The following is a 22,362-nucleotide window of genomic DNA, read 5'->3' on the forward strand; positions in this document are numbered from 1 at the left end:
TCATTTTTCTGCTTCTAAGCTCGCTAAATATTCCGCTTCATAATCATATAAAGGTGTTGGATAATCTCCGTTAAAATATGCCATACAAAGTCCCCCATAAGGTTCGTTTGGATAAGGTCGGCCAATCGAATCAACTAAACCTTCTTCGCTCAAATACTCTAACGAATCTGCCCCTATAATCCGGCAAATTTCATCGACAGAATAATTGGAGGCAATTAGTTCGTTTCTCGTTTGAATATCAATTCCGTAAAAGCAAGGAAAAGCAAGTGGTGGTGAAGCAATTCGTACATGTACTTCGGCGGCGCCTGCTTCACGTAAAAGTTGAACAATCCGTTTACTTGTCGTGCCGCGAACAATCGAGTCATCAATCATCACAACTCGTTTTCCTTCAACCACACCTCGTACTGCAGAAAGTTTCATTCGTACCCCTTGTTCTCTAAGCTCTTGAGATGGTTGAATAAAAGTTCTCGCTACATACCTATTTTTTATTAAACCTAATTCGTAAGGTAATCCCGCTTCTTCGGCATAACCAATTGCTGCAGAAATACTTGAGTCAGGCACGCCGGTAACCACATCTGCATCAATGAATGCTTCTTTCGCAAGTCTCTTCCCAGAACGTTTTCTCGCTGAATGGACATTAATCCCAGCAATGTTAGAATCTGGTCTAGCGAAATAAATATATTCCATACTACAAATCGAATGCTTCACATCTTCTGTGAATTTTTCAATTCTAAGTCCATCATTGTTAATAATAATTAGCTCACCCGGCTCGACATCACGAACAAATTCCGCACCAACCGTTTCAAAAGCACATGTTTCCGAGGCCACTACATAAGAGCCCCCAATTCGTCCAATCGAAAGTGGTCGGAAGCCATTTGGATCAAGTGCGGCATACATGGTATCTTCTGTTAAAAGCATATATGCAAAGCCGCCTTTGACCTTGTTTAAAGCCACTTTTAAGTCTTCCACAAAATCTCCTGTATGACTACGTTTAATTAAATGCGCTAAAACTTCGGTATCGGAACTTGTTTGGAAAATCGCACCTTCTTCTTCTAATTCACGACGCAACGTTTTAGCATTTACTAGATTCCCGTTATGTGCTAACGCTAAAGAAGAACTATGGAAGTGAAATAAAAATGGTTGTACATTTCCGAGGTTTTTTTGACCAGCTGTCGCATAACGAACATGCCCAATTGCTGCCTTACCTTTTAAATCATCTAATTCTCCATGTTTAAATACTTCTGCTAATAATCCTAAATTACGATGCCCTTTTAATGTTTCTCCGTCCGTTGAAACAATCCCAGCACCTTCTTGCCCGCGATGCTGTAAACTATGCAAACCATAATACGTGATTTCAGCTGCACTCGGATGATCCCAAATACCAAAAATACCACATTCTTCATTAAGTCCCTTTACTTCAGCAAGCATGGAATTGCCCCTTCCCAAATGGATCGTAACTCAGTCATTTCTGCAATTACTGTATCTGCTTTATGCTTCACACGAATCGTTTCGCTCTCTGTAACAACACCAATTCGATATACTTTTTCTAGTTCCATTAATTTAGCAAAAGCTGCTTCATTTTCTGGTTTTACAGAAACTAAGAAGCGTGATTGTGATTCACTAAATAGTTGGTTTAATTCAAATGGTACTTCTACATCTGCGCCAAGTCCTGCTTTAAAAGTTGCTTCTGCAAGCGCGACACCAAATCCGCCTTCTGCTAAATCATGACTAGAAGCAACTAAACCTTTACGAATTGCTGTCAAAAGTAGTTGTTGATATCTTTTCTCTAATGTCAAGTCTAGAACTGGCGCACGACCGCTAATTTTACCTTGTTGTATTTTTTGTAACTCGGAACCACTATATTCCGGTTTTGTTTCTCCAATAAGGAAAATCACGTCCCCTGCTGCTTTAAAATCTTGCGTAGTAATATGCGCTAAATCTTCTACTAGTCCAACCATGCCAATAATAGGGGTTGGGTAAATCCCTGTACCATCTGTTTCATTATAAAGGGAGACATTTCCAGAGATAACAGGTGTATCTAGCTCTAAGCATGCAGCACTAATTCCATCAGCCGCTTTTTCAATTTCCCAAAAAATTTCTGGCTTTTCTGGATTTCCAAAGTTTAGCCCGTCCGTAATTGCAAGTGGTTTTCCACCTGAACAAACGATATTTCGAGCTGCTTCTGCAACCGCAATTGCTCCGCCAACTTCTGGGTCAAGGTAAAGATAGCGTGAGTTACAGTCTGTCGTCATCGCAATTGCTTTTTCTGTCCCACGAACCCGAACAATTGCTGCATCCGAACCAGGCACAACTGCTGTATCAGTCCGTACTTGATAATCATATTGTTCAAAAATATGTTTTTTGCTAGCGATGGTTGGTTGAGCTAACAATTCTTTCCATGTTTCAACAATATCCGTCAGCACTGGAACAAAAGCCTCTTCTTGCTGAAAAGCTTGATAGCGAGCTGGTTCTTTAGAAGGCTTGTGATAAACCGGTGCATCTTCAGCAAGTGCATCTACTGGTACATTCGCAACCACTTCGCCATGATGAATAATTTTATACATTTTATCATCCGTTACTTTTCCAATCACCACTGCTTCTAAGCCATATCGTTCAAAAAGCGCTTGAATTTCTTCCACATGCCCTTTTTTAACACATAATAACATCCGCTCTTGAGACTCAGAAAGTAACATTTCGTATGGCGACATATGCAATTCTCGTTGCGGAACATCGTCCATAATTAATTCCAAACCAGCCCCAGCCTTAGAAGCCATTTCCGAGCTAGAACTCACTAACCCAGCAGCGCCCATATCTTGAATACCCACTAAAATGTCTGAATGATCGCGAATAACGTCTAAACACGCTTCAAGTAAAAGTTTTTCCATAAAAGGGTCGCCTACTTGAACTGCCGAACGTTGCTGTTCGCCTTCTTCGCTAAATTCAACCGAAGCAAATGTAGCACCATGAATTCCGTCCCGACCAGTTTTAGCTCCAACATACATCACTGGGTTGTTAGTTCCCTTTGCTTGTCCTTTTTGAATATCTTTTGCTTCAATTAATCCAACACACATCGCATTAACAAGCGGATTTTTCTTGTAGCATGGATCAAATTGAATTTCACCACCAACTGTTGGAATCCCAATGGAGTTACCATAACCTGCAATACCAGCCACTACTTCACTCACTAAATATTTAGCATGTGGTGTATCTAGTTCGCCAAACCGAAGCGAATTAAGCATCGCAATTGGTCTAGCACCCATCGAAAACACATCACGGATAATTCCTCCAACACCTGTTGCCGCTCCTTGATAAGGCTCTACATAGGACGGATGATTATGGCTTTCCACTTTAAAAGCTACACCTAAGCCGTCGCCAATATCAACAATCCCTGCCCCTTCACCTGGACCTTGGAGCACTTGTTTCCCTTCAGTCGGAAATTTCCGAAGCACTGGTTTAGAGTTCTTGTAACTACAATGCTCTGACCACATAACAGAGAAAAGACCCGTTTCTGTATAATTAGGCTCACGTCCAAGAATCGAACAAATAAGCTCATACTCACTATCCGTTAAACCCATTTCTTGATAAATTTTTTCCGCTTTAATATCTTCGCTAGTAGGTTCCATTTTAAGCATTTACTTGTTCCTCCTTCCAAGCTTTTACGACTGATTGGAATAGTTTCAATCCATCTGTTCCACCAATAATTTCTTCTACTGCACGTTCTGGATGCGGCATCATCCCAAGTACATTACCACGTTCATTTACGATACCAGCAATATCTGCCCGACTCCCATTAGGATTCGCCCCTTCATACGTAAAAGCAATTTGGTTATTTGCTTGAAGTTTCTGAAGCGTTTCATCATCACAGTAATAATTTCCTTCTCCATGAGCGACAGGAACCTGGATAATTTCGTCGTGTTCGTAAGCTCTCGTGAACATCGTATCCGCATTAGCAACACGAAGCGGCACTGTTTTACATATGAAATGCAAATTATTATTTCTGATTAAAGCTCCTGGAAGCAAGCCAATTTCCGTTAAAATTTGGAACCCATTACAAACACCAAGGACAGGCTTTCCAATTTCCGCAAAACGTAAAACTTCTGGCATAATATTAGAAAACTTAGCAATTGCACCAGTCCGTAAGTAATCCCCATAAGAAAATCCACCTGGTAATAAAACGGCATCAAAACCAGCTAAACTTGACTCCGCATGCCAAACATATTCCGCCTCCTCGCCAAGAATATCCTGAATCGCATGTAACATATCAAGGTCACAATTTGAACCTGGGAACTGAATGACAGCAAATTTCATCGTTTAAGCCTCCTCGATTTCATAGCGGTAATCTTCCATCACCGGATTTGTTAATAATTTATCGCACATTTCATTTAATACTTCATGAATATCTCGACTTGATTTTGCTACTTTTAGTTCCATGAATTTACCAATCCGCACATCTTCTACTTCTTGGTATCCCATGCTTTTCGCTGCATCCTTAACTGCAACCCCTTGTGGATCTAATACACTTTTCTTTAAAGTGACATATACTTTAACATTATACATTTTATGACCTCCTAGTTTTGAACTTGCTTTAATCTATTTAATACTTCTGTATATACATCTGTTAAATTGCCAATATTCCGACGAAAGACATCCTTATCAAGCTTCTGATTTGTTTCTTTATCCCAAAGTCGACAAGTATCTGGAGAAATTTCATCTGCTAATAAAATATTCCCATTCTCATCTCGACCAAATTCTAATTTGAAGTCAATCAAGGTAATACTCATTTTAGTAAACAAGGCTTGTAAAGCTACATTAATAGCCCGAGCCGCTTGACGAATTTCTTCCATTTCGTTTCTTGTCGCAATTTCTAAGTAAAGTGCATGTTCATCATTAATAAAAGGATCATCTAACGCATCATCTTTATAATAAAATTCAACAATCGCATTTGGAATCGGTTCGCCTTCCTCTTTCCCAAGACGCTTTGCAAGACTCCCTGCCATCACGTTACGCACCACTACTTCAAGCGGAATAATCGATACTTCTTTCACCAATTGCTCCGTTTTGGAAATCGCTGAAACGAAATGACTAGTAACTCCTTCCTTCGCCAAATAAGAAAAAATCAGCGAAGTAATTTGATTATTTAGTTCCCCTTTTCCTGCAAAAGATTCTTTTCGCACACCATTTAGCGCAGTAGCATCATCTTTATATGCTACACGTAAAACCCCAGACTCTTCCGTTCTAAATAGTTGTTTCGCTTTTCCTTCATAAACAAGTTCGTTAGTCACGATTTTTATCTCCTTATAAATTACTTAACCTCTTTGAAGAATATGGCTATCAAAGAGGTCATGTGAGTATTCTGTCCGTAATTATAATCCTAGGCGATCAAAAATTAAGTCGACATTCTTCAGGTGATATTGATAATCAAAGCAATCTGCAATTTCTGCTGCAGATAAATTTTCGGTAATTGTTGCATCCTGTTCTACCAACTCGCGGAATGGTATTTGTTTCTCCCAAGCTTCCATCGCTTTTGGTTGCACCACATCATATGCAGCTTCGCGAGCGAGACCTTTGTCAATTAAAGCAAGTAGGACACGCTGCGAGTAGATAAGTCCAAGTGTTCTATCCATATTGCGTTTCATATTTTCCGGGAAGACCGTCAAATTTTCCACAATAGAACCGAAACGATTTAAAATATAATCCAACAAAATAGTCGAATCCGGTAAAATAATTCGTTCGGCTGAGCTATGTGAAATATCACGTTCATGCCAAAGTGGTACGTTTTCATACGCTGTTACCATATGACCGCGAATCACACGAGCAAGCCCAGTAACATTTTCTGAACCAATTGGATTACGTTTATGTGGCATTGCCGATGAACCTTTTTGACCTTTCGCAAAAAACTCTTCTACTTCGCGAACTTCACTTTTTTGAAGTGCACGAACTTCTACCGCAAATTTCTCCACAGAAGTTGCAATGAGAGCAAGCGTTGCCAAATATTCCGCATGACGGTCACGTTGCAATGTCTGCGTGGAAATCGGCGCTGGCGTTGTTCCTAATTTTCCGCATACATAGGATTCTACAAATGGATCAATATTTGCATAAGTTCCAACTGCTCCAGAAATTTTCCCGAATTCTACTCCATCTGCAGCAAAATTAAAGCGTTCTAGATTACGTTTCATTTCTTCGTACCACAAAGCCAGTTTTAAACCAAATGTAGTCGGCTCCGCATGTACGCCGTGAGTCCGTCCCATCGTCACAGTATATTTATGTTCTTTCGCTTTTTCACCAATAATCGCAATAAAATTTTCCAAGTCTTTCCGTAAAATTTCATTAGCTTGCTTTAATAAATAGGAGTTGGCCGTATCTACTACATCTGTAGAAGTTAAACCATAATGCACCCATTTACGTTCCGCTCCAAGTGATTCAGACACAGAGCGAGTAAATGCAACCACGTCATGTCTCGTTTCTAATTCGATTTCATGAATACGATCGACATCAAATTTTGCATTCGCACGGATTTTCTCCACATCTTCTTTTGGAATATCCCCTAACTCAGCCCATGCCTCACAAGCTAAAATCTCCACTTCTAACCAAGCTTGATAGCGATTTTGTTCTGTCCAAATATTGCCCATTTCTTTACGAGTATAACGTTCTAGCATCCTTTAAAACTCCTCCAATTACTTCCAAATTTGCGTTTTTTCTAAATCAATCAAAACCGCTTCCGGCTCACTTGTTAAAATAGTGACATGCCCCATTTTACGATTAATTTTCGCTTCTTGTTTTCCATAATAATGAACAAACCAGTGCGGATAGCCATCCATTTTTTCATTCACAGCATCTACATGTTGCCCTAAGATATTAACCATTAATGCCGGTTTAAGTAATTCTGGTTTTAATAATGGTAAACCAACTACCGCACGAATATGTTGTGTGAATTGGGAGATAGAACAAGCTTCTATTGTATAATGTCCCGAGTTATGCGGCCTCGGCGCTAGCTCATTAACATAAATCGCCCCAGAATTCGTAACAAACATCTCTACAGCTAAAACACCACACAGCTGAAGAACTTCTGCTAATTTTTTGGCAATTTCCTCCGCTTCTTCATGCACATCCGCTGAAACATCTGCTGGTGCAATCGACGTATGCAAAATATTATTTATATGAACGTTTTCTGCCACTGGGAATGTTTCCACTTGTCCATCTTTTCCTCTTGCTACAACAATCGATATTTCTTTTTCAAACGGTATCCAAGCTTCTAGCACACATGAACCATATCGTAATAACCGAGCTGCCATTTCGATGTCATTGGCATCTCGTAAAACAACTTGGCCTTTCCCATCATAACCACCTTGTGCTGTTTTTAAAACCGCCGGATAACCAATACTTTTTATTTCACGTTCAATTTCTTCTTTATCTACAATAATTGCATATGGAGCAATATTAATATTAGCAGACTCTAGATAGGCTTTTTCCAAAATTCGGTCTTGCGTAATTGAAAGCAACTCCGATCCTTGAGGTACGTCCACTAACTCTTGTGTCATCTTCAAAGCATCATAGTCGATATTTTCAAATTCATATGTAACGACATCCGCCTTCTCTGCAAGATCCCTCAGAGATACTTTATCATCATAGTCTGCGATAATTTGTTCATCACTTACTTGGGCAGCAGGACAATTTACTGTCGGATCAAGAACAATAATCCGATACCCCATCGCCTTGGCAGCTAGAGCCATCATCCGCCCTAATTGCCCACCACCAATGATACCTATTGTACTATTTGTCAGCAAAAATTTTTCACTCAAGAGAATCACTACTTTCTAGAACTATTTCCTCTAGTGTAGCACGTCTATTTTGCAACCTGTTAGTAATTGCATCGTCCGTAATAGATAAAATTTGCGCTGCTAAAAGCCCAGCATTCACCGCTCCACTCTCACCGATTGCGACAGTAGCAACTGGAACCCCTCCAGGCATCTGTACAATGGATAATAAAGAATCCAGTCCGTTTAATACTTTTGATTTAATTGGCACACCAATAACAGGTAGAGTCGTCTTCGCAGCAACCATACCTGGCAAGTGTGCGGCACCCCCAGCACCTGCAATAATAATTTTTAAACCACGTTCCCGCGCTTGTTCTGCATACTGAAACATTAAATCTGGTGTACGATGAGCTGAAACAACTTTTTTCTCGTAAACAATTTCTAGTTCATCCAATACATCACATGCTTTTTTCATTGTATCCCAATCTGAGGTACTCCCCATTATGACACCAATTTCCGCAGGCATTACGTGATCAACTCCTTCATTTCTCATTTCGACTCCTTCATTCTAACAATTGCAATGCTAAAAGTCAACGAAAAATCGAACAATTAAATGTTACATTTTATTAACGTTCGTGTTTTACTATATTTATTCTTCATTTCATTGATTATGTAACAGGTTTCACTAAATAAAAGCTCTAAAGTATAGAAAAGCGTCCCTAAAATCCAACTCGAATTTTAGGGACGCTTTTTCTATTTATAACAATATCCTCTCCATCGCTTATTTTCTTACTTGTTTTATCCAAAATCCACCATGAATTTGTTTTGGTTCAGATGAAACAATAAAAGCTCCTCCATCAATCTCAATAATCTGCCTGTATAATTTTCGTTCATTTTTCCTTTGCGTCAATATCTCTAGCATCATCCGTTCGCCGTCACGTCCACTAGCAAGCCAACTCGTTACACCATAACCTAAGTCACGAATTTGATTAGGTAAGTCCAAATTGTACTCTTTTGTAATCACATTGACCGTAATGTATCCAAGTGCGATTCGCTCTTCTATTTTCATTCCAACAATAACACCTACACCAAAACCAATCGCATACGCTAATACATTCGCGATATTATTTAGATTATCTAGTACTAGACTTAGTGCAACTACATAAATAATCATCTCAAATACACTTGATAGAGCAGCTAAATATCGATATCCTTTCATTGTCAGCAATAGCCTTACCGTATAGATTGTCACATATAAAATATTTACAACAAAAATAGTCACCACTATAAACACACTATTATCCACTAAATTACCTCCAACTAAAAAACTGCAGTAAAACTTCGCATTGAAGAATCTTTTACTAATATAACATTCTACTATAATCCTTACAAAAAAAACACTTCATTACAACAAAAAAGCCCTAAATAATTAGGACTTTTCAAATTGCCCGGCAGCGACCTACTCTCGCAGGGGGAAGCCCCCAACTACCATTGGCGCAGAGAAGCTTAACTACCGTGTTCGGGATGGGAACGGGTGTGACCTTCTCGCCATAACTACCAGACAATATTTAAGTTGTTGAAAGATTGCTCTCTCAAAACTAGAGAAGAAAGGGTTCAGTTAGGTAACTTCGTTTCATTTTTTTGGTTAAGTCCTCGATCGATTAGTATTTGTCCGCTCCATGTATCGCTACACTTCCACTCCAAACCTATCTACCTGATCATCTTTCAGGGATCTTACTTTCCGAAGAAATGGGAAATCTCATCTTGAGGGGGGCTTCACGCTTAGATGCTTTCAGCGTTTATCCCTGCCACACATAGCTACCCAGCGATGCTCCTGGCGGAACAACTGGTACACCAGCGGTGTGTCCATCCCGGTCCTCTCGTACTAAGGACAGCTCCTCTCAAATTTCCTGCGCCCGCGACGGATAGGGACCGAACTGTCTCACGACGTTCTGAACCCAGCTCGCGTGCCGCTTTAATGGGCGAACAGCCCAACCCTTGGGACCGACTACAGCCCCAGGATGCGACGAGCCGACATCGAGGTGCCAAACCTCCCCGTCGATGTGGACTCTTGGGGGAGATAAGCCTGTTATCCCCGGGGTAGCTTTTATCCGTTGAGCGATGGCCCTTCCATGCGGAACCACCGGATCACTAAGCCCGACTTTCGTCCCTGCTCGACTTGTCAGTCTCGCAGTCAAGCTCCCTTGTGCCTTTACACTCTGCGAATGATTTCCATCCATTCTGAGGGAACCTTTGGGCGCCTCCGTTACTCTTTAGGAGGCGACCGCCCCAGTCAAACTGCCCACCTGACACTGTCTCCCCACGCGCTAAGCGTGGCGGGTTAGAATGGTCATACAGCCAGGGTAGTATCCCACCATTGCCTCCTCGTATGCTAGCGCACACGTCTCTTCGGCTCCTACCTATCCTGTACAAGCGGTACAAACATTCCATATCAGGTTGCAGTAAAGCTCCACGGGGTCTTTCCGTCCTGTCGCGGGTAACCTGCATCTTCACAGGTACTATAATTTCACCGAGTCTCTCGTTGAGACAGTGCCCAGATCGTTGCGCCTTTCGTGCGGGTCGGAACTTACCCGACAAGGAATTTCGCTACCTTAGGACCGTTATAGTTACGGCCGCCGTTTACTGGGGCTTCAATTCGTACCTTCGCCGAAGCTAAGCACTCCTCTTAACCTTCCAGCACCGGGCAGGCGTCAGCCCCTATACGTCACCTTACGGTTTTGCAGAGACCTGTGTTTTTGCTAAACAGTCGCCTGGGCCTATTCACTGCGGCTCTCTCGGGCTTGCACCCTAATAGAGCACCCCTTCTCCCGAAGTTACGGGGTCATTTTGCCGAGTTCCTTAACGAGAGTTCTCTCGCTCACCTTAGGATTCTCTCCTCATCTACCTGTGTCGGTTTGCGGTACGGGCAGTACTACTCTTCCTAGAGGCTTTTCTTGACAGCGTGAAATCAGGAACTTCCGTACTTTATTTCCTTCCCCATCACAGCTCATGCTTCGCAAGAAGCGGATTTGCCTACTTCTCACACTCACTGCTTGGACGCACATTTCCATTCGTGCGATTCCCTATCCTTCTGTGTCACCCCATCGGTTAAACAATTAGCACTGGTACAGGAATCTCTACCTGTTGTCCATCGCCTACGCCTATCGGCCTCGGCTTAGGTCCCGACTAACCCTGAGCGGACGAGCCTTCCTCAGGAAACCTTAGATATTCGGTGGAAGGGATTCTCACCCTTCTTTCGCTACTCATACCGGCATTCTCACTTCTAAGCGCTCCACCAGTCCTTCCGGTCTGACTTCACCGCCCTTAGAACGCTCTCCTACCACGAACCTCTCAAAGAGGTTCATCCACAGTTTCGGTAATATGTTTAGCCCCGGTACATTTTCGGCGCGGGGTCACTCGACCAGTGAGCTATTACGCACTCTTTCAATGGTGGCTGCTTCTAAGCCAACATCCTGGTTGTCTAAGCAACCCCACATCCTTTTCCACTTAACATATATTTGGGGACCTTAACTGGTGGTCTGGGCTGTTTCCCTTTCGACTACGGATCTTATCACTCGCAGTCTGACTCCCGAGTATAAGTACATGGCATTCGGAGTTTATCTGAATTCGGTAACCCGAGAAGGGCCCCTAGTCCAAACAGTGCTCTACCTCCATGACTCTTTACCTCGAGGCTAGCCCTAAAGCTATTTCGGAGAGAACCAGCTATCTCCAAGTTCGATTGGAATTTCTCCGCTACCCACACCTCATCCCCGCACTTTTCAACGTGCGTGGGTTCGGACCTCCAGTAAGTATTACCTTACCTTCATCCTGGACATGGGTAGATCACCTGGTTTCGGGTCTACGACCTGTTACTTATTCGCCCTATTCAGACTCGCTTTCGCTACGGCTCCGCTTTTTCCGCTTAACCTTGCAACAAATCGTAACTCGCCGGTTCATTCTACAAAAGGCACGCTATCACCCATTAACGGGCTCTAACTACTTGTAGGCACACGGTTTCAGGAACTGTTTCACTCCCCTTCCGGGGTGCTTTTCACCTTTCCCTCACGGTACTGGTTCACTATCGGTCACTAGGGAGTATTTAGCCTTGGGAGATGGTCCTCCCGGATTCCGACGGAATTTCACGTGTTCCGCCGTACTCAGGATCCACTCTGGAGGGAAAGCTATTTCAACTACCGGGCTGTTACCGTCTTTGGCGGGCCTTTCCAGACCGCTTCATTTATAACTTTCTTTTGTAACTCCGTATAGAGTGTCCTACAACCCCAAGAAGCAAGCTTCTTGGTTTGGGCTCTTTCCGTTTCGCTCGCCGCTACTCAGGAAATCGATTTTTCTTTCTCTTCCTCCAGGTACTTAGATGTTTCAGTTCCCTGGGTCTGCCTTCCTCACGCTATGTATTCACGTAAGGATACTATCCGACTAAAGATAGTGGGTTCCCCCATTCGGAAATCTCTGGATCAACGCTTACGTACAGCTCCCCAAAGCATATCGGTGTTAGTCCCGTCCTTCTTCGGCTCCTAGTGCCAAGGCATCCACCGTGCGCCCTTTCTAACTTAACCAATTTACTTCATTGAAGTAAAGGTTGTTTTTCTGATTTTCCGTATCAGCGATGATACATCCAATCAGATGAAAGATTCACTTTCAGATGATTCTCGGTTACTTGTGTCATAAATAGTTACCTATTTATGCTAACTTTACTAACTTTCTTATCTAGTTTTCAAAGAACAAACAGTATAGAGAAGAATTAACCTCTCAAAACTGAACAAATATAGAAGAACGAAAACTCACAGGTTTCCTTTTCCTTAGAAAGGAGGTGATCCAGCCGCACCTTCCGATACGGCTACCTTGTTACGACTTCACCCCAATTATCTGTCCCACCTTCGGCGGCTGGCTCCTAAAAGGTTACCCTACCGACTTCGGGTGTTACAAACTCTCGTGGTGTGACGGGCGGTGTGTACAAGGCCCGGGAACGTATTCACCGCGGCATGCTGATCCGCGATTACTAGCGATTCCGGCTTCATGTAGGCGAGTTGCAGCCTACAATCCGAACTGAGAATGGTTTTATGGGATTGGCTCCACCTCGCGGCTTCGCTACCCTTTGTACCATCCATTGTAGCACGTGTGTAGCCCAGGTCATAAGGGGCATGATGATTTGACGTCATCCCCACCTTCCTCCGGCTTGCACCGGCAGTCACTTTAGAGTGCCCAACTAAATGCTGGCAACTAAAATCAAGGGTTGCGCTCGTTGCGGGACTTAACCCAACATCTCACGACACGAGCTGACGACAACCATGCACCACCTGTCACTTTGTCCCCGAAGGGAAAGCTCTGTCTCCAGAGTGGTCAAAGGATGTCAAGACCTGGTAAGGTTCTTCGCGTTGCTTCGAATTAAACCACATGCTCCACCGCTTGTGCGGGCCCCCGTCAATTCCTTTGAGTTTCAACCTTGCGGTCGTACTCCCCAGGCGGAGTGCTTAATGCGTTAGCTGCAGCACTAAGGGGCGGAAACCCCCTAACACTTAGCACTCATCGTTTACGGCGTGGACTACCAGGGTATCTAATCCTGTTTGCTCCCCACGCTTTCGCGCCTCAGCGTCAGTTACAGACCAGAGAGTCGCCTTCGCCACTGGTGTTCCTCCACATATCTACGCATTTCACCGCTACACGTGGAATTCCACTCTCCTCTTCTGCACTCCAGTCTTCCAGTTTCCAATGACCCTCCCCGGTTAAGCCGGGGGCTTTCACATCAGACTTAAAAGACCGCCTGCGCGCGCTTTACGCCCAATAAATCCGGACAACGCTTGCCACCTACGTATTACCGCGGCTGCTGGCACGTAGTTAGCCGTGGCTTTCTGGTTAGATACCGTCAAGGGACAAGCAGTTACTCTTATCCTTGTTCTTCTCTAACAACAGTACTTTACGATCCGAAAACCTTCTTCATACACGCGGCGTTGCTCCGTCAGACTTTCGTCCATTGCGGAAGATTCCCTACTGCTGCCTCCCGTAGGAGTCTGGGCCGTGTCTCAGTCCCAGTGTGGCCGATCACCCTCTCAGGTCGGCTATGCATCGTTGCCTTGGTAGGCCTTTACCCTACCAACTAGCTAATGCACCGCGGGCCCATCTGTAAGCGATAGCCGAAACCATCTTTCAAAGTGATGACATGCGTCACTACTTATCATTCGGTATTAGCCCCGGTTTCCCGGAGTTATCCCCAACTTACAGGCAGGTTGCCCACGTGTTACTCACCCGTCCGCCACTAACTTTGGAAGAGCAAGCTCTTCCTCCGTTCGTTCGACTTGCATGTATTAGGCACGCCGCCAGCGTTCGTCCTGAGCCAGGATCAAACTCTCTTTAAAATATAAATTGAATTTGAATACTTATTCAACACCGTGAATAAGATTCCTTGCGTCAAATTGACTTCGCTAGCAATTAAATTACTAGTTTGTTTTGTTGAAAACAGCTTTCTGTTTTCTGCCCTGCGATTACCAGTGAGACTTTACGTCTCATTGCTTTTCGTCTTCTTCTTTGTTCAGTTTTCAAAGGTCAGTTGCTTTGTTAACGCAACTTTTAAATCTTACCATAAAGATTTAATCACGTCAACAACTAATTTTTAAAATAATTTTCAATAAATTATCTTGTATCAATTCAGCTTTATTATTATATAATACCTTTTAACTAAATACAAGTGTTTTGCGTTATATTTTCAATTCTTGTTCTAATGCATGTATAAAATCCTGCATAATTTTTTGCTTTTTTTGGGCCATCTCTTTCGCAGTTTGGGTATTTAATTGGCTTTCGATTAGTAATAACTTATCATAAAAGTGTTGTATTGTCGTGTTTTCAGGATTAAGTGGATTAGCTATTTCTCGATTATGCGCCCCTCCATATGTAAAGGTTCTAGCTATACCGACTGCTCCAATAGCATCTAGTCGATCTGCATCTTGAACTATTTTTTCTTCTATTGTTTGGGCTTGAATAGGATTATTACCTTGTTTAAAAGATACCGACTCAATAATTCGAATAATTTGGGTGATTAAATTAGGTGGTATTTCTTGTTGTTTCATCCATATTACTAATCCATTACTAGCTTGTGCTGGGTTCCTAGTTAACTTGGCGTCGGAATAGTCGTGGAAAAGTGCCGCTAATTCCATTGCAAATAAGTCTCCGCCTTCTGTCACTTGGATTCTTTTGCTAAGTTTATGCACTCGGTTAATATGTGCCCAGTCATGACCTGTTGTTTCATTTTCAAAATGAGTTTGCATCCATTTTTCAGCTTCAGTAATAATTTTGTCTTTATTCATTATTTTAGCTCCTTTTTTAATTCTCTTTCATGTACAATAGTAGAAAATAGAAATGGGGTATTCGATGTTTAAATTTGAGCACGTTACTTTAAAACGCGATAATAAAACCATCTTATCGGATATTAATTGGGTGGTAAATGAAAAAGAAAATTGGGCAATACTTGGATTGAATGGCTCGGGAAAAACAACATTATTACAATTATTAAATGGTTATCTTTGGCCAAGTAGCGGCAACTTACAAGTAATGGGGCATGTTTTCGGTCAAACTTCCTTACCAGAATTACGTAAGTCTATCGGCTGGGTTAGTAATGCCTTAGCCCAACAGCTAAAAGACTACGAACTTAGTGAGCAAATTGTGCTTAGTGGCAAATTTGCAAGTATCGGTTTGTATGCAAAAATGACAAAGGCTGAAATTGCTGATGCCAAGCAAATTCTTACTGATTGTGGCGGTGCATCTCTTATCGGAAAAGCTTATAGAATTTTATCACAAGGCGAACGTCAAATCGTCTTAATCGCCCGTGCACTAATGGCTCACCCTCGATTGCTTATTCTCGATGAACCTTGTAATGGTCTCGATTTATTCGCCAAAGACCAACTACTAGAGCGCATTAAAAAGATGGCAGAACGACCTGATTGTCCAACAATGCTTTTCGTAACACATCATACCGAAGAAATCTTATCTTGTTTTGATAATATCATTTTACTACGTGATGGGGAAATAACACATCGCGGGAAAACGGAAAAGCTTTTGACCACACCTGTTCTTCAAACATTTTATCAAAAGCCTATAGAACTTATTCGGATAAAAGATGACTCCATTGCCGTCTATCCGAAGTAAATGGTATAGTGATGACAAGAAAATCTTTATTTAGAGGAGCGAAGTATATTGTATGAAACAATAATTGCAAAAGCCGGTGCTCGCGAGTTACTAGGGATGGATACAAGTTTAATATACGGCTCCTTTAGTTATCGTATCGAAGGCGAATTAATGGAATTGGATGGACTTTGGATTTCTAATGAAGATGCTTTTATTTTTTACTTAGAAAATGAGGAGATATATTTACTGAAGAAATTCGCCTATGAGGATATTCAAATCTTGGAACAAAAAAGAAGCATTGTTTCGATGACAAAAAAATTAATTTTAAAATTTAAAAATAAAGAATGTTATACCCTTCTTGTAGCAAATGGTGAGGCAAAAATCTTTGCCAATAGCGTAAATGAGCGTATCCAAAAAGTGAGCCAGGATTAATTCCTGACTCACTTTTCTTTAGGCTTTTTCTTCAAATAAACGAGCTACTTCGATAATTACTTCTGTTGCTTTCACCATACTTTCAAGCGCAACATACTCAAATTTACCGTGGAAGTTTTCTCCTCCACCAAAAATATTTGGTGTTGGTAATCCTTTATAAGAAAGTTGTGCGCCATCTGTTCCCCCACGAATTGGACTGATTTTTGGCTCGATATCTAAGTTTCGCATCGCGGCACTAACTATGTCGACAATTTCTTTTACTGGTTCGATTTTTTCTTTCATATTGTAGTATTGATCTTTCAATGTTAGCTCAACCGTTCCTTCGCCATATTTTTCTTCTAATTCTTTGGCGATGGTTGCGATATGTGTCTTACGTTCGACAAATTTGAGATGATCAAAGTCGCGAATGATATAATAAGCTTTTGCTTCTTCTACATCACCGTTTAGGGAAATTAAATGATAAAATCCTTCATAGCCATCTGTAAATTCTGGTGCTTCTTGAGCTGGAATGCGTGAATGGAACTCCATCGCCATTTTGACAGCATTGACCATTTTATTTTTGGCAGTTCCAGGGTGAACACTATTTCCTTTGAAGGTGATTTTAGCTCCGGCTGCATTAAAACTTTCATATTCTAATTCTCCGAGTGGGCCACCGTCCATTGTATAAGCATATTTTGCACCGAAAGCTTCCACATCAAAACGTTCTGGGCCTCGTCCGATTTCTTCATCAGGTGTAAACGCAACACGGATTTTTCCATGTTTGATTTCTGGGTGCTTTATTAGATAATTCATGGCTACCATAATTTCAGTGATACCTGCTTTATCATCTGCCCCAAGTAGTGTTGTCCCATCCGTTGTGATTAGTGTTTGGCCTTTGTACTCTGCTAGTTCTGGAAATTGTTTCGGGGAAAGAATGACATTTAATTCTTTATTCAAAACAATGTCCGTCCCGTCATAATTTCCATGTACTTGTGGCTGAACACTCTTACCAGTTAAGTCTGTCGCGGTATCTAAATGCGCTAAAAAACCGATAACGGGTACTTCTTTTGTTGTGTTAGAAGGGAGTGTTGCCATAACATAGCCGAATTCGTCGACAGTAACAGCTTCCATTCCGATTTCTTTTAGTTCAGATACAAGCATGTTAGCCAATTCCATTTGGCCTGGTGTTGTTGGGCAAACAGTACTATCTTCGTTTGATTGTGTATCTACTTTGACATATTTGGTGAATCGGTTTAATAATTCTTCTTTCATCTTCGTCACTCCCTCAGATTCAATTCTTTTTCATTATAAACTTGATTTTCCAAAAATTCTATTCCGGGCTGTCGATTGCTTGTAGAAATGTTTGTAATTTGAGCGTGGTTCGCCAGTTTCGGCTAGTGGATAATGTTTTTTTATATTCCCCTAGGAAAACGGGTAACCTTAGCGTATGAAATTGATTCGAAAAAACGTGAACATATAGAACGCGGCCAATTGCCACTACTTCTGCTTGGTGGTTTTTTTGATGTGGGATATGTATATTTTCTTTGTAAAAAATGGCTATCCAGTGTTCTTCTTCGCCAATTGATTCTGGTGGAAAAGGGTTATTTTGGATAATCTCGTTGTAATTGACTTCTTCATATACCAAAACATCAATCGTTAGTTCGAATGTGTTTTGGATAATTTCGATTAGTTTTTTTGCAACAAGTTCTTCGGTTTGTAATTTAGAGCTTAAAATGATGTTGCCGCTTTGGATATAGGTTTTTACATTAGTGAATCCAGCTTTTTGTATCACTGTTTTTAGTTCATTCATATTGATTTTATTTTTACCAGCGACATTTACCGCTTTTAGTAAAGCGACATAATTTTTCATTTAGTCTCCCCCCAATCTTTTAAGTTCATTATAGCATGCAAATTACGTTATAATAAGGCTATTAGTTGAATGGAGGTTGTGATACAGATGAAGTTAATTTCTTGGAATGTGAACGGGCTTCGAGCGGTGGTAAAAAAAGGGTTTTTGGAGTATTTTGATAGCGTGGATGCAGATATTTTTTGTTTGCAAGAAACGAAATTACAAGCGGGACAAATTGATTTAGACTTGCCTGGATACAAAGATTACTGGAATTATGCGGTGAAAAAAGGTTATTCTGGAACAGCAATTTTCACGAAAAAAGAACCACTTTCGGTACAATATGGTCTTGGGATAGAAGAACATGATACAGAAGGCCGGGTAATTACGCTAGAATTCGAAAATTTTTTCATGGTGACTGTTTATACGCCTAATTCACAAGCAGAATTAAAGCGGCTTGATTATCGGATGACCTTTGAAGATGCGATTTTAGCTTATGTGAAGAAACTGGATGAAACAAAACCAGTAATACTTTGTGGTGACTTGAATGTCGCTCATGAAGAAATTGATTTAAAAAATCCGAAGACGAATCGTAAAAATGCTGGTTTTTCTGATGAGGAACGCGCGAAATTCACGGCATTTTTAGAAGCAGGATTTGTGGATAGTTTCCGATATTTTTATCCTGATTTAGAAGATGCTTATTCTTGGTGGTCATACCGGATGAATGCTAGGGCTCGGAATACCGGCTGGCGGATTGATTATTTTGTTGTTTCAGAGCGTCTCAAAGATAATTTAGTTGATGCAAAAATCCATCCAGATGTGCTTGGGTCGGATCATTGTCCGGTTGAGCTCGAACTTAATGTATAGCAGGAAAAATCCAAGTTCTCGGATAGCGAACTTGGATTTTTTTAACGGAGAACTAATTCCGTTATCGCATCAATGGTATCTTTTAAGTAGTTATATTCTTTTTTCTTGGTAATCATTCCGTAAACCAGTTGAAACTCTTTTTTTGTAATAGGAAGTGTTATGATATTCGTCGCCTTGTTATTAATAAGTGAACGAGGCACTATTCCAATTTGCTTATCTGTTAAAATATCCGGAATTAATAATTGATTAGAACAAATATAATGCGTTTTCAGCTTACTAAATAGCTTATCTTTTTGCAGTGCTGCTATAAATCGTTGATGGCTTAAGCAAGTTTTGTCACCATAAAGTAAAGGGAAGTTTAAAATATCTTCCAACAATAGTGGTCTTTTATTTAAAAGTTCATGATTCTTTAACGTAATAAAGACAATTTCATCTTCAGCTATTTTCTTAAATTCTAATTCTGATGATAGGTTAGTATTTTCACCGACAAATGCAACATCTAGTTCATTTTGTTGAATTAACGCAGTAAGCCTTTGTGTATTCCCCATTTCAAAAAATGCATTCATTTTCGGCCGGTGCGTTTTTAACCAGCTGATTATTTGAGGTAGTAAGTGTTTGGCTAGCGATTCAATTATTCCAATTCGTATCTCCCCTACTTGCTCGGATGCGATTTCTTCTGATATGGATTGGATGCTTTTCCAGTGATCAATCAAATTATCTATCTCTTTATAAAATAATTCCCCTTCTTTTGTTAAAGTGGATTTCCACCCCCTATAAAATAAAGGAAATCCGACTGTTTCTTCTATCTTTTTAATATGCTTAGTAACATTTGATTGAGAGTAACCTAGAAATTCTGCGGCTGTCGAAAAACCCTTTTTCTCAACCACTGCTTTGAATGTAATTAGTTCATTTATATTCATCGGTATCACCTTCATTACTTTTTAGAATAATTATACACCAAATTATGAATTATCGTTATGAGAAGTTTCGTTGTACAATAAAACCACTAAGCAAGGAGGGATTTTTATGCCAATAGTTAAGATTTTTCATGAGAGCAATTTTACAGAGGAAACGGTGGAAAACATAAACCGAGCTATCCACAACGCACTTATAGAATGTTTTCAAATACCAGAAAATGATAGCTTTCAACTTTGGGTTTCAACGGATGCTACAGCTAATTTTGTTGATGCACATTATTTGTTACCTACTGGAAAAAGAAATAACGAGTTTCTTTATCTCGAAATTTTTTGCGGACCAGGGCGCTCAATAGAACAGAAGCGTTCGCTATATCAAACTATTGTAGCGCAGATGGAGCAAACAACTTCATTGTCCAAGCAAAATATTTTTATATTACTAAATGAAGTGTCTCTTGAAAATTGGTCTTTTGGAGATGGTAAGACGCAAATGATAGCATTTTGAAGAAAGAAGGTATGGAAAATGACAAATAAACCGATTATTGAGAACTTAAGTCCTGAATTTAAAGTTTTCGCACCAGACTTAGCAAGTTATACAAATGATATCTTGTTTCAAAAAGTTTGGTTGGATGAACAGTTGGATTCAAAGACTAGAAGCATTGTAACGTTGACTCTTTTAGCCACACTTGGTAATACGGAACAAATACCTTTCCACTTAGAAACAGCTGCAAAAAATGGTGTTTCTCAAAAAGAACTCTCTGCGCTCTGTACCCATTTAGCCTTTTATATTGGTTGGCCACAAGCGATGTTATTAATAAACCAACTTATTAAATAGGATTGATCCGATAAAAAAATCCCCACTCAAAAGAGTGAGGATTTTTAAAATTATTTAGCTAATGCTTTTTTTGCTGAATCAGCAAGTGTGTTAAATGATGCGATATCATTTACTGCTAAGTCTGCAAGCATTTTACGGTTAATGTCAATTCCAGCTAATTTTAAGCCGTGCATTAATTTGCTGTATGAAAGATCTTGCATACGAGCAGCCGCATTGATACGTGCAATCCATAATCTACGGAAGTCACGTTTCTTTTGACGACGATCTCTGTAAGCATATTGATAAGATTTCATTACTGCTTGGTTAGCTACTTTGAATAATAAATGTTTAGAGCCGTAATACCCTTTGGCTAATTTAACTATTTTTTTACGACGTTTGCGTGTTACTGTTCCGCCTTTTACGCGTGGCATATTGTCTACCTCCTAGAATTTACAAAAATATGTTGCTCTTACTTCATTTTAGCGACCATTTGACGAATACGTTTGAAATCGCCAGCTGATACCATTGCTGATTTACGCAGTTTACGTTTTTGTTTTTGGGATTTGTTAGCGAACATATGGCTAGTGAAGCCGTGTCTGCGTTTTAGTTTTCCAGATCCTGTTCTTTTGAAACGTTTAGCGGAACCGCGGTGGGTTTTCATTTTTGGCATGAATATTTCCTCCTCAAAACTTTACTTTTCATGAAGTGGTGCTAGGACTAAGAACATCGAACGTCCGTCCATTTTTGGTCTTTGCTCAATTGTACAAAGGTCTTCGCACGCTTTTGCAAAACGGTCAAGCACCTTCTGACCGATTTCTTTGTGTGTAATCGCACGGCCTTTAAAACGGATAGAGCATTTTACTTTATCGCCTTTTTCAAGGAATTTACGTGCATTACGTAGCTTCGTATCAAAATCGTGTTCGTCAATCGTTGGACTTAGACGAACTTCCTTCATTACGATGACTTTTTGGTTCTTACGGGCTTCTTTATCTTTCTTCTGTTGTTCAAAACGGAATTTACCGTAGTCCATAATACGAGCTACTGGCGGTTTCGCTGTTGGAGCAACAAGCACTAGATCAAGATTAGCCTTTTCAGCAATTTGAAGCGCATCGATTTTACTCTTCACGCCTAATTGTTCACCGTCTTGGTCGATCAATCTTACTTCACGTGCACGAATCCCATCGTTTACCAACATGTCTTTGCTAATGGTGAGCCACCTCCACTTAATTTTGTTACAACAAGATAGAAAATAGCTGTTCAAATCTGCGGCCTGCTAACTCGTTCGTTCAGAGGCCATAAAAAAACGGGCTGCTTTTCAGCAATCCCGCACATTCAAAGTCGCGCAAATAACGCGACGAAAGTTTGAATTTTTTGCCTGAAAACGTCCATGTTAACGAGGCGAGAAGCGGGTTGCTTCTTCTTTCTTGTTTAATAACCTTACCTACTATATCATATGAAAACGCCAGTGTCAACCAAGATTGCAAATTTTATTAATGGCTTAATTGTAATAGACTATTGACATAAATTATAGACTTTAGGCGTAGATGAATACGCCAATAATTGTTACACAACAAATATGTTGTGCTACTTTATTTTTGTAAATTTTTCTATACTTCAAGCAAA

The 22,362-nt window shown here is 40.7% G+C and carries 21 protein-coding genes, 3 rRNA genes and 1 other annotated feature; of the genes, 5 read left to right on the forward strand and 19 right to left on the reverse strand.

Annotated elements, in window-relative coordinates; genetic code table 11:
* The 13 genes from purF to JL53_RS09915 form a co-directional block, all read right to left on the reverse strand.
* On the reverse strand, positions 1-1,428 hold the full coding sequence (purF, locus tag JL53_RS09855; protein ID WP_038407520.1) for an amidophosphoribosyltransferase: 1,428 nt from the start codon (positions 1,426-1,428) through the stop codon (positions 1-3).
* Positions 1,413-3,632, reverse strand: a complete 2,220-nt coding sequence (purL, locus tag JL53_RS09860; protein WP_038407521.1) for a phosphoribosylformylglycinamidine synthase subunit PurL — start codon at positions 3,630-3,632, stop codon at positions 1,413-1,415. The genes purF and purL overlap by 16 nt, the downstream gene beginning before the upstream one ends.
* Positions 3,625-4,308, reverse strand: a complete 684-nt coding sequence (gene purQ / locus JL53_RS09865) for a phosphoribosylformylglycinamidine synthase subunit PurQ (protein WP_003720082.1) — start codon at positions 4,306-4,308, stop codon at positions 3,625-3,627. The genes purL and purQ overlap by 8 nt, the downstream gene beginning before the upstream one ends.
* Positions 4,309-4,311: 3 nt before the next feature.
* Positions 4,312-4,557 (reverse strand): phosphoribosylformylglycinamidine synthase subunit PurS, encoded by a 246-nt coding sequence (gene purS, locus JL53_RS09870; RefSeq protein WP_003720083.1) that lies wholly within the window; start codon positions 4,555-4,557, stop codon positions 4,312-4,314.
* A gap of 11 nt (positions 4,558-4,568) precedes the next feature.
* Complete coding sequence (gene purC / locus JL53_RS09875; RefSeq protein WP_003720084.1) at positions 4,569-5,282, reverse strand: phosphoribosylaminoimidazolesuccinocarboxamide synthase; 714 nt, start codon at positions 5,280-5,282, stop codon at positions 4,569-4,571.
* Positions 5,283-5,363: 81 nt separating this feature from the next.
* Positions 5,364-6,656, reverse strand: a complete 1,293-nt coding sequence (gene purB, locus JL53_RS09880) for an adenylosuccinate lyase (protein ID WP_003720085.1) — start codon at positions 6,654-6,656, stop codon at positions 5,364-5,366.
* Between the two features lie 18 nt (positions 6,657-6,674).
* Positions 6,675-7,799, reverse strand: coding sequence for a 5-(carboxyamino)imidazole ribonucleotide synthase (gene purK, locus JL53_RS09885; protein WP_038407522.1), 1,125 nt, complete (start codon positions 7,797-7,799; stop codon positions 6,675-6,677).
* Positions 7,792-8,280, reverse strand: coding sequence for a 5-(carboxyamino)imidazole ribonucleotide mutase (gene purE / locus JL53_RS09890; RefSeq protein ID WP_038408232.1), 489 nt, complete (start codon positions 8,278-8,280; stop codon positions 7,792-7,794). The genes purK and purE overlap by 8 nt, the downstream gene beginning before the upstream one ends.
* Positions 8,281-8,535: 255 nt before the next feature.
* The gene (locus tag JL53_RS09895; protein WP_038407523.1) at positions 8,536-9,060 is read right to left on the reverse strand and encodes a DUF2179 domain-containing protein; all 525 of its coding nucleotides are present in this window, start codon (positions 9,058-9,060) and stop codon (positions 8,536-8,538) included.
* A 140-nt stretch (positions 9,061-9,200) separates the two neighbouring features.
* Positions 9,201-9,316: ribosomal RNA gene (gene rrf, locus JL53_RS09900) — 5S ribosomal RNA — on the reverse strand.
* Positions 9,317-9,395: 79 nt separating this feature from the next.
* Positions 9,396-12,328 (reverse strand): 23S ribosomal RNA (locus tag JL53_RS09905).
* A gap of 247 nt (positions 12,329-12,575) precedes the next feature.
* Positions 12,576-14,125 (reverse strand): 16S ribosomal RNA (locus JL53_RS09910).
* Together the 16S, 23S and 5S rRNA genes form the textbook arrangement of a ribosomal RNA operon.
* A 339-nt stretch (positions 14,126-14,464) precedes the next feature.
* Positions 14,465-15,070, reverse strand: coding sequence for an HD domain-containing protein (locus JL53_RS09915; RefSeq protein ID WP_038407524.1), 606 nt, complete (start codon positions 15,068-15,070; stop codon positions 14,465-14,467).
* 64 nt (positions 15,071-15,134) lie between these two features.
* On the opposite strand from JL53_RS09915, the gene JL53_RS09920 reads away from it, so the two are divergent.
* Positions 15,135-15,908: an ABC transporter ATP-binding protein gene (locus JL53_RS09920; RefSeq protein WP_003720088.1), complete on the forward strand. Its 774-nt coding sequence runs from the start codon at positions 15,135-15,137 to the stop codon at positions 15,906-15,908.
* Between the two features lie 48 nt (positions 15,909-15,956).
* Positions 15,957-16,319 (forward strand): hypothetical protein, encoded by a 363-nt coding sequence (locus JL53_RS09925; protein WP_038407525.1) that lies wholly within the window; start codon positions 15,957-15,959, stop codon positions 16,317-16,319.
* An 18-nt stretch (positions 16,320-16,337) separates the two neighbouring features.
* Here JL53_RS09925 and pepT read toward each other — a convergent pair whose 3' ends face one another.
* Entirely contained in the window at positions 16,338-17,570 is a 1,233-nt protein-coding gene (gene pepT, locus JL53_RS09930; protein WP_003720091.1) for a peptidase T, read from the reverse strand.
* Between the two features lie 58 nt (positions 17,571-17,628).
* On the reverse strand, positions 17,629-18,168 hold the full coding sequence (locus JL53_RS09935; RefSeq protein WP_003720092.1) for a DUF1697 domain-containing protein: 540 nt from the start codon (positions 18,166-18,168) through the stop codon (positions 17,629-17,631).
* An 87-nt stretch (positions 18,169-18,255) separates the two neighbouring features.
* Here JL53_RS09935 and JL53_RS09940 point away from each other — a divergent pair, with 87 nt between their 5' ends.
* Positions 18,256-19,011 carry an exodeoxyribonuclease III gene (locus JL53_RS09940; RefSeq protein WP_003720093.1) on the forward strand — a complete coding sequence of 252 codons (756 nt, stop codon included), beginning with the start codon at positions 18,256-18,258 and terminating at the stop codon, positions 19,009-19,011.
* Positions 19,012-19,052: 41 nt separating this feature from the next.
* On the opposite strand, the gene JL53_RS09945 is transcribed toward JL53_RS09940, so the two are convergent.
* Positions 19,053-19,931 (reverse strand): LysR family transcriptional regulator, encoded by an 879-nt coding sequence (locus JL53_RS09945; protein ID WP_038407526.1) that lies wholly within the window; start codon positions 19,929-19,931, stop codon positions 19,053-19,055.
* A gap of 106 nt (positions 19,932-20,037) precedes the next feature.
* Here JL53_RS09945 and JL53_RS09950 point away from each other — a divergent pair, with 106 nt between their 5' ends.
* On the forward strand, positions 20,038-20,430 hold the full coding sequence (locus tag JL53_RS09950) for a tautomerase family protein (protein WP_038407527.1): 393 nt from the start codon (positions 20,038-20,040) through the stop codon (positions 20,428-20,430).
* 18 nt (positions 20,431-20,448) lie between these two features.
* Complete coding sequence (locus JL53_RS09955) at positions 20,449-20,760, forward strand: carboxymuconolactone decarboxylase family protein (protein ID WP_038407528.1); 312 nt, start codon at positions 20,449-20,451, stop codon at positions 20,758-20,760.
* A 50-nt stretch (positions 20,761-20,810) separates the two neighbouring features.
* Here JL53_RS09955 and rplT read toward each other — a convergent pair whose 3' ends face one another.
* Genes rplT through infC form a run of 3 tightly spaced genes read right to left on the reverse strand, consistent with a single transcriptional unit; the run spans position 20,811 to position 21,946 of the window.
* A complete protein-coding gene (gene rplT / locus JL53_RS09960) occupies positions 20,811-21,170 on the reverse strand; it encodes a 50S ribosomal protein L20 (protein ID WP_003720097.1) in 360 nt (119 codons plus the stop codon).
* Positions 21,171-21,208: 38 nt separating this feature from the next.
* Positions 21,209-21,409, reverse strand: a complete 201-nt coding sequence (rpmI, locus tag JL53_RS09965) for a 50S ribosomal protein L35 (protein WP_003720098.1) — start codon at positions 21,407-21,409, stop codon at positions 21,209-21,211.
* 21 nt (positions 21,410-21,430) lie between these two features.
* A complete protein-coding gene (gene infC, locus JL53_RS09970; RefSeq protein WP_010958948.1) occupies positions 21,431-21,946 on the reverse strand; it encodes a translation initiation factor IF-3 in 516 nt (171 codons plus the stop codon).
* Between the two features lie 82 nt (positions 21,947-22,028).
* Positions 22,029-22,167, reverse strand: a sequence feature (ribosomal protein L20 leader region).
* Positions 22,168-22,362 lie beyond the last annotated feature (195 nt).

It is taken from the genome of Listeria ivanovii subsp. londoniensis, assembly GCF_000763495.1.
Taxonomy (GTDB): Bacteria; Bacillota; Bacilli; order Lactobacillales; family Listeriaceae; genus Listeria; species Listeria londoniensis.

Excerpts from the sequence above, each read along its gene's own strand:
- purF (WP_038407520.1), bottom strand. The coding sequence starts at position 1,428 with ATGCTTGCTGAAGTAAAGGGACTTAATGAAGAATGTGGTATTTTTGGT.
- purL (WP_038407521.1), bottom strand. The coding sequence starts at position 3,632 with ATGCTTAAAATGGAACCTACTAGCGAAGATATTAAAGCGGAAAAAATT.
- purQ (WP_003720082.1), bottom strand. The coding sequence starts at position 4,308 with ATGAAATTTGCTGTCATTCAGTTCCCAGGTTCAAATTGTGACCTTGAT.
- purS (WP_003720083.1), bottom strand. The coding sequence starts at position 4,557 with ATGTATAATGTTAAAGTATATGTCACTTTAAAGAAAAGTGTATTAGAT.
- purB (WP_003720085.1), bottom strand. The coding sequence starts at position 6,656 with ATGCTAGAACGTTATACTCGTAAAGAAATGGGCAATATTTGGACAGAA.
- purE (WP_038408232.1), bottom strand. The coding sequence starts at position 8,280 with ATGCCTGCGGAAATTGGTGTCATAATGGGGAGTACCTCAGATTGGGAT.
- JL53_RS09915 (WP_038407524.1), bottom strand. The coding sequence starts at position 15,070 with ATGAATAAAGACAAAATTATTACTGAAGCTGAAAAATGGATGCAAACT.
- JL53_RS09920 (WP_003720088.1), top strand. The coding sequence starts at position 15,135 with ATGTTTAAATTTGAGCACGTTACTTTAAAACGCGATAATAAAACCATC.
- pepT (WP_003720091.1), bottom strand. The coding sequence starts at position 17,570 with ATGAAAGAAGAATTATTAAACCGATTCACCAAATATGTCAAAGTAGAT.
- JL53_RS09935 (WP_003720092.1), bottom strand. The coding sequence starts at position 18,168 with ATGAAAAATTATGTCGCTTTACTAAAAGCGGTAAATGTCGCTGGTAAA.
- JL53_RS09940 (WP_003720093.1), top strand. The coding sequence starts at position 18,256 with ATGAAGTTAATTTCTTGGAATGTGAACGGGCTTCGAGCGGTGGTAAAA.
- JL53_RS09945 (WP_038407526.1), bottom strand. The coding sequence starts at position 19,931 with ATGAATATAAATGAACTAATTACATTCAAAGCAGTGGTTGAGAAAAAG.
- JL53_RS09950 (WP_038407527.1), top strand. The coding sequence starts at position 20,038 with ATGCCAATAGTTAAGATTTTTCATGAGAGCAATTTTACAGAGGAAACG.
- JL53_RS09955 (WP_038407528.1), top strand. The coding sequence starts at position 20,449 with ATGACAAATAAACCGATTATTGAGAACTTAAGTCCTGAATTTAAAGTT.
- rplT (WP_003720097.1), bottom strand. The coding sequence starts at position 21,170 with ATGCCACGCGTAAAAGGCGGAACAGTAACACGCAAACGTCGTAAAAAA.
- rpmI (WP_003720098.1), bottom strand. The coding sequence starts at position 21,409 with ATGCCAAAAATGAAAACCCACCGCGGTTCCGCTAAACGTTTCAAAAGA.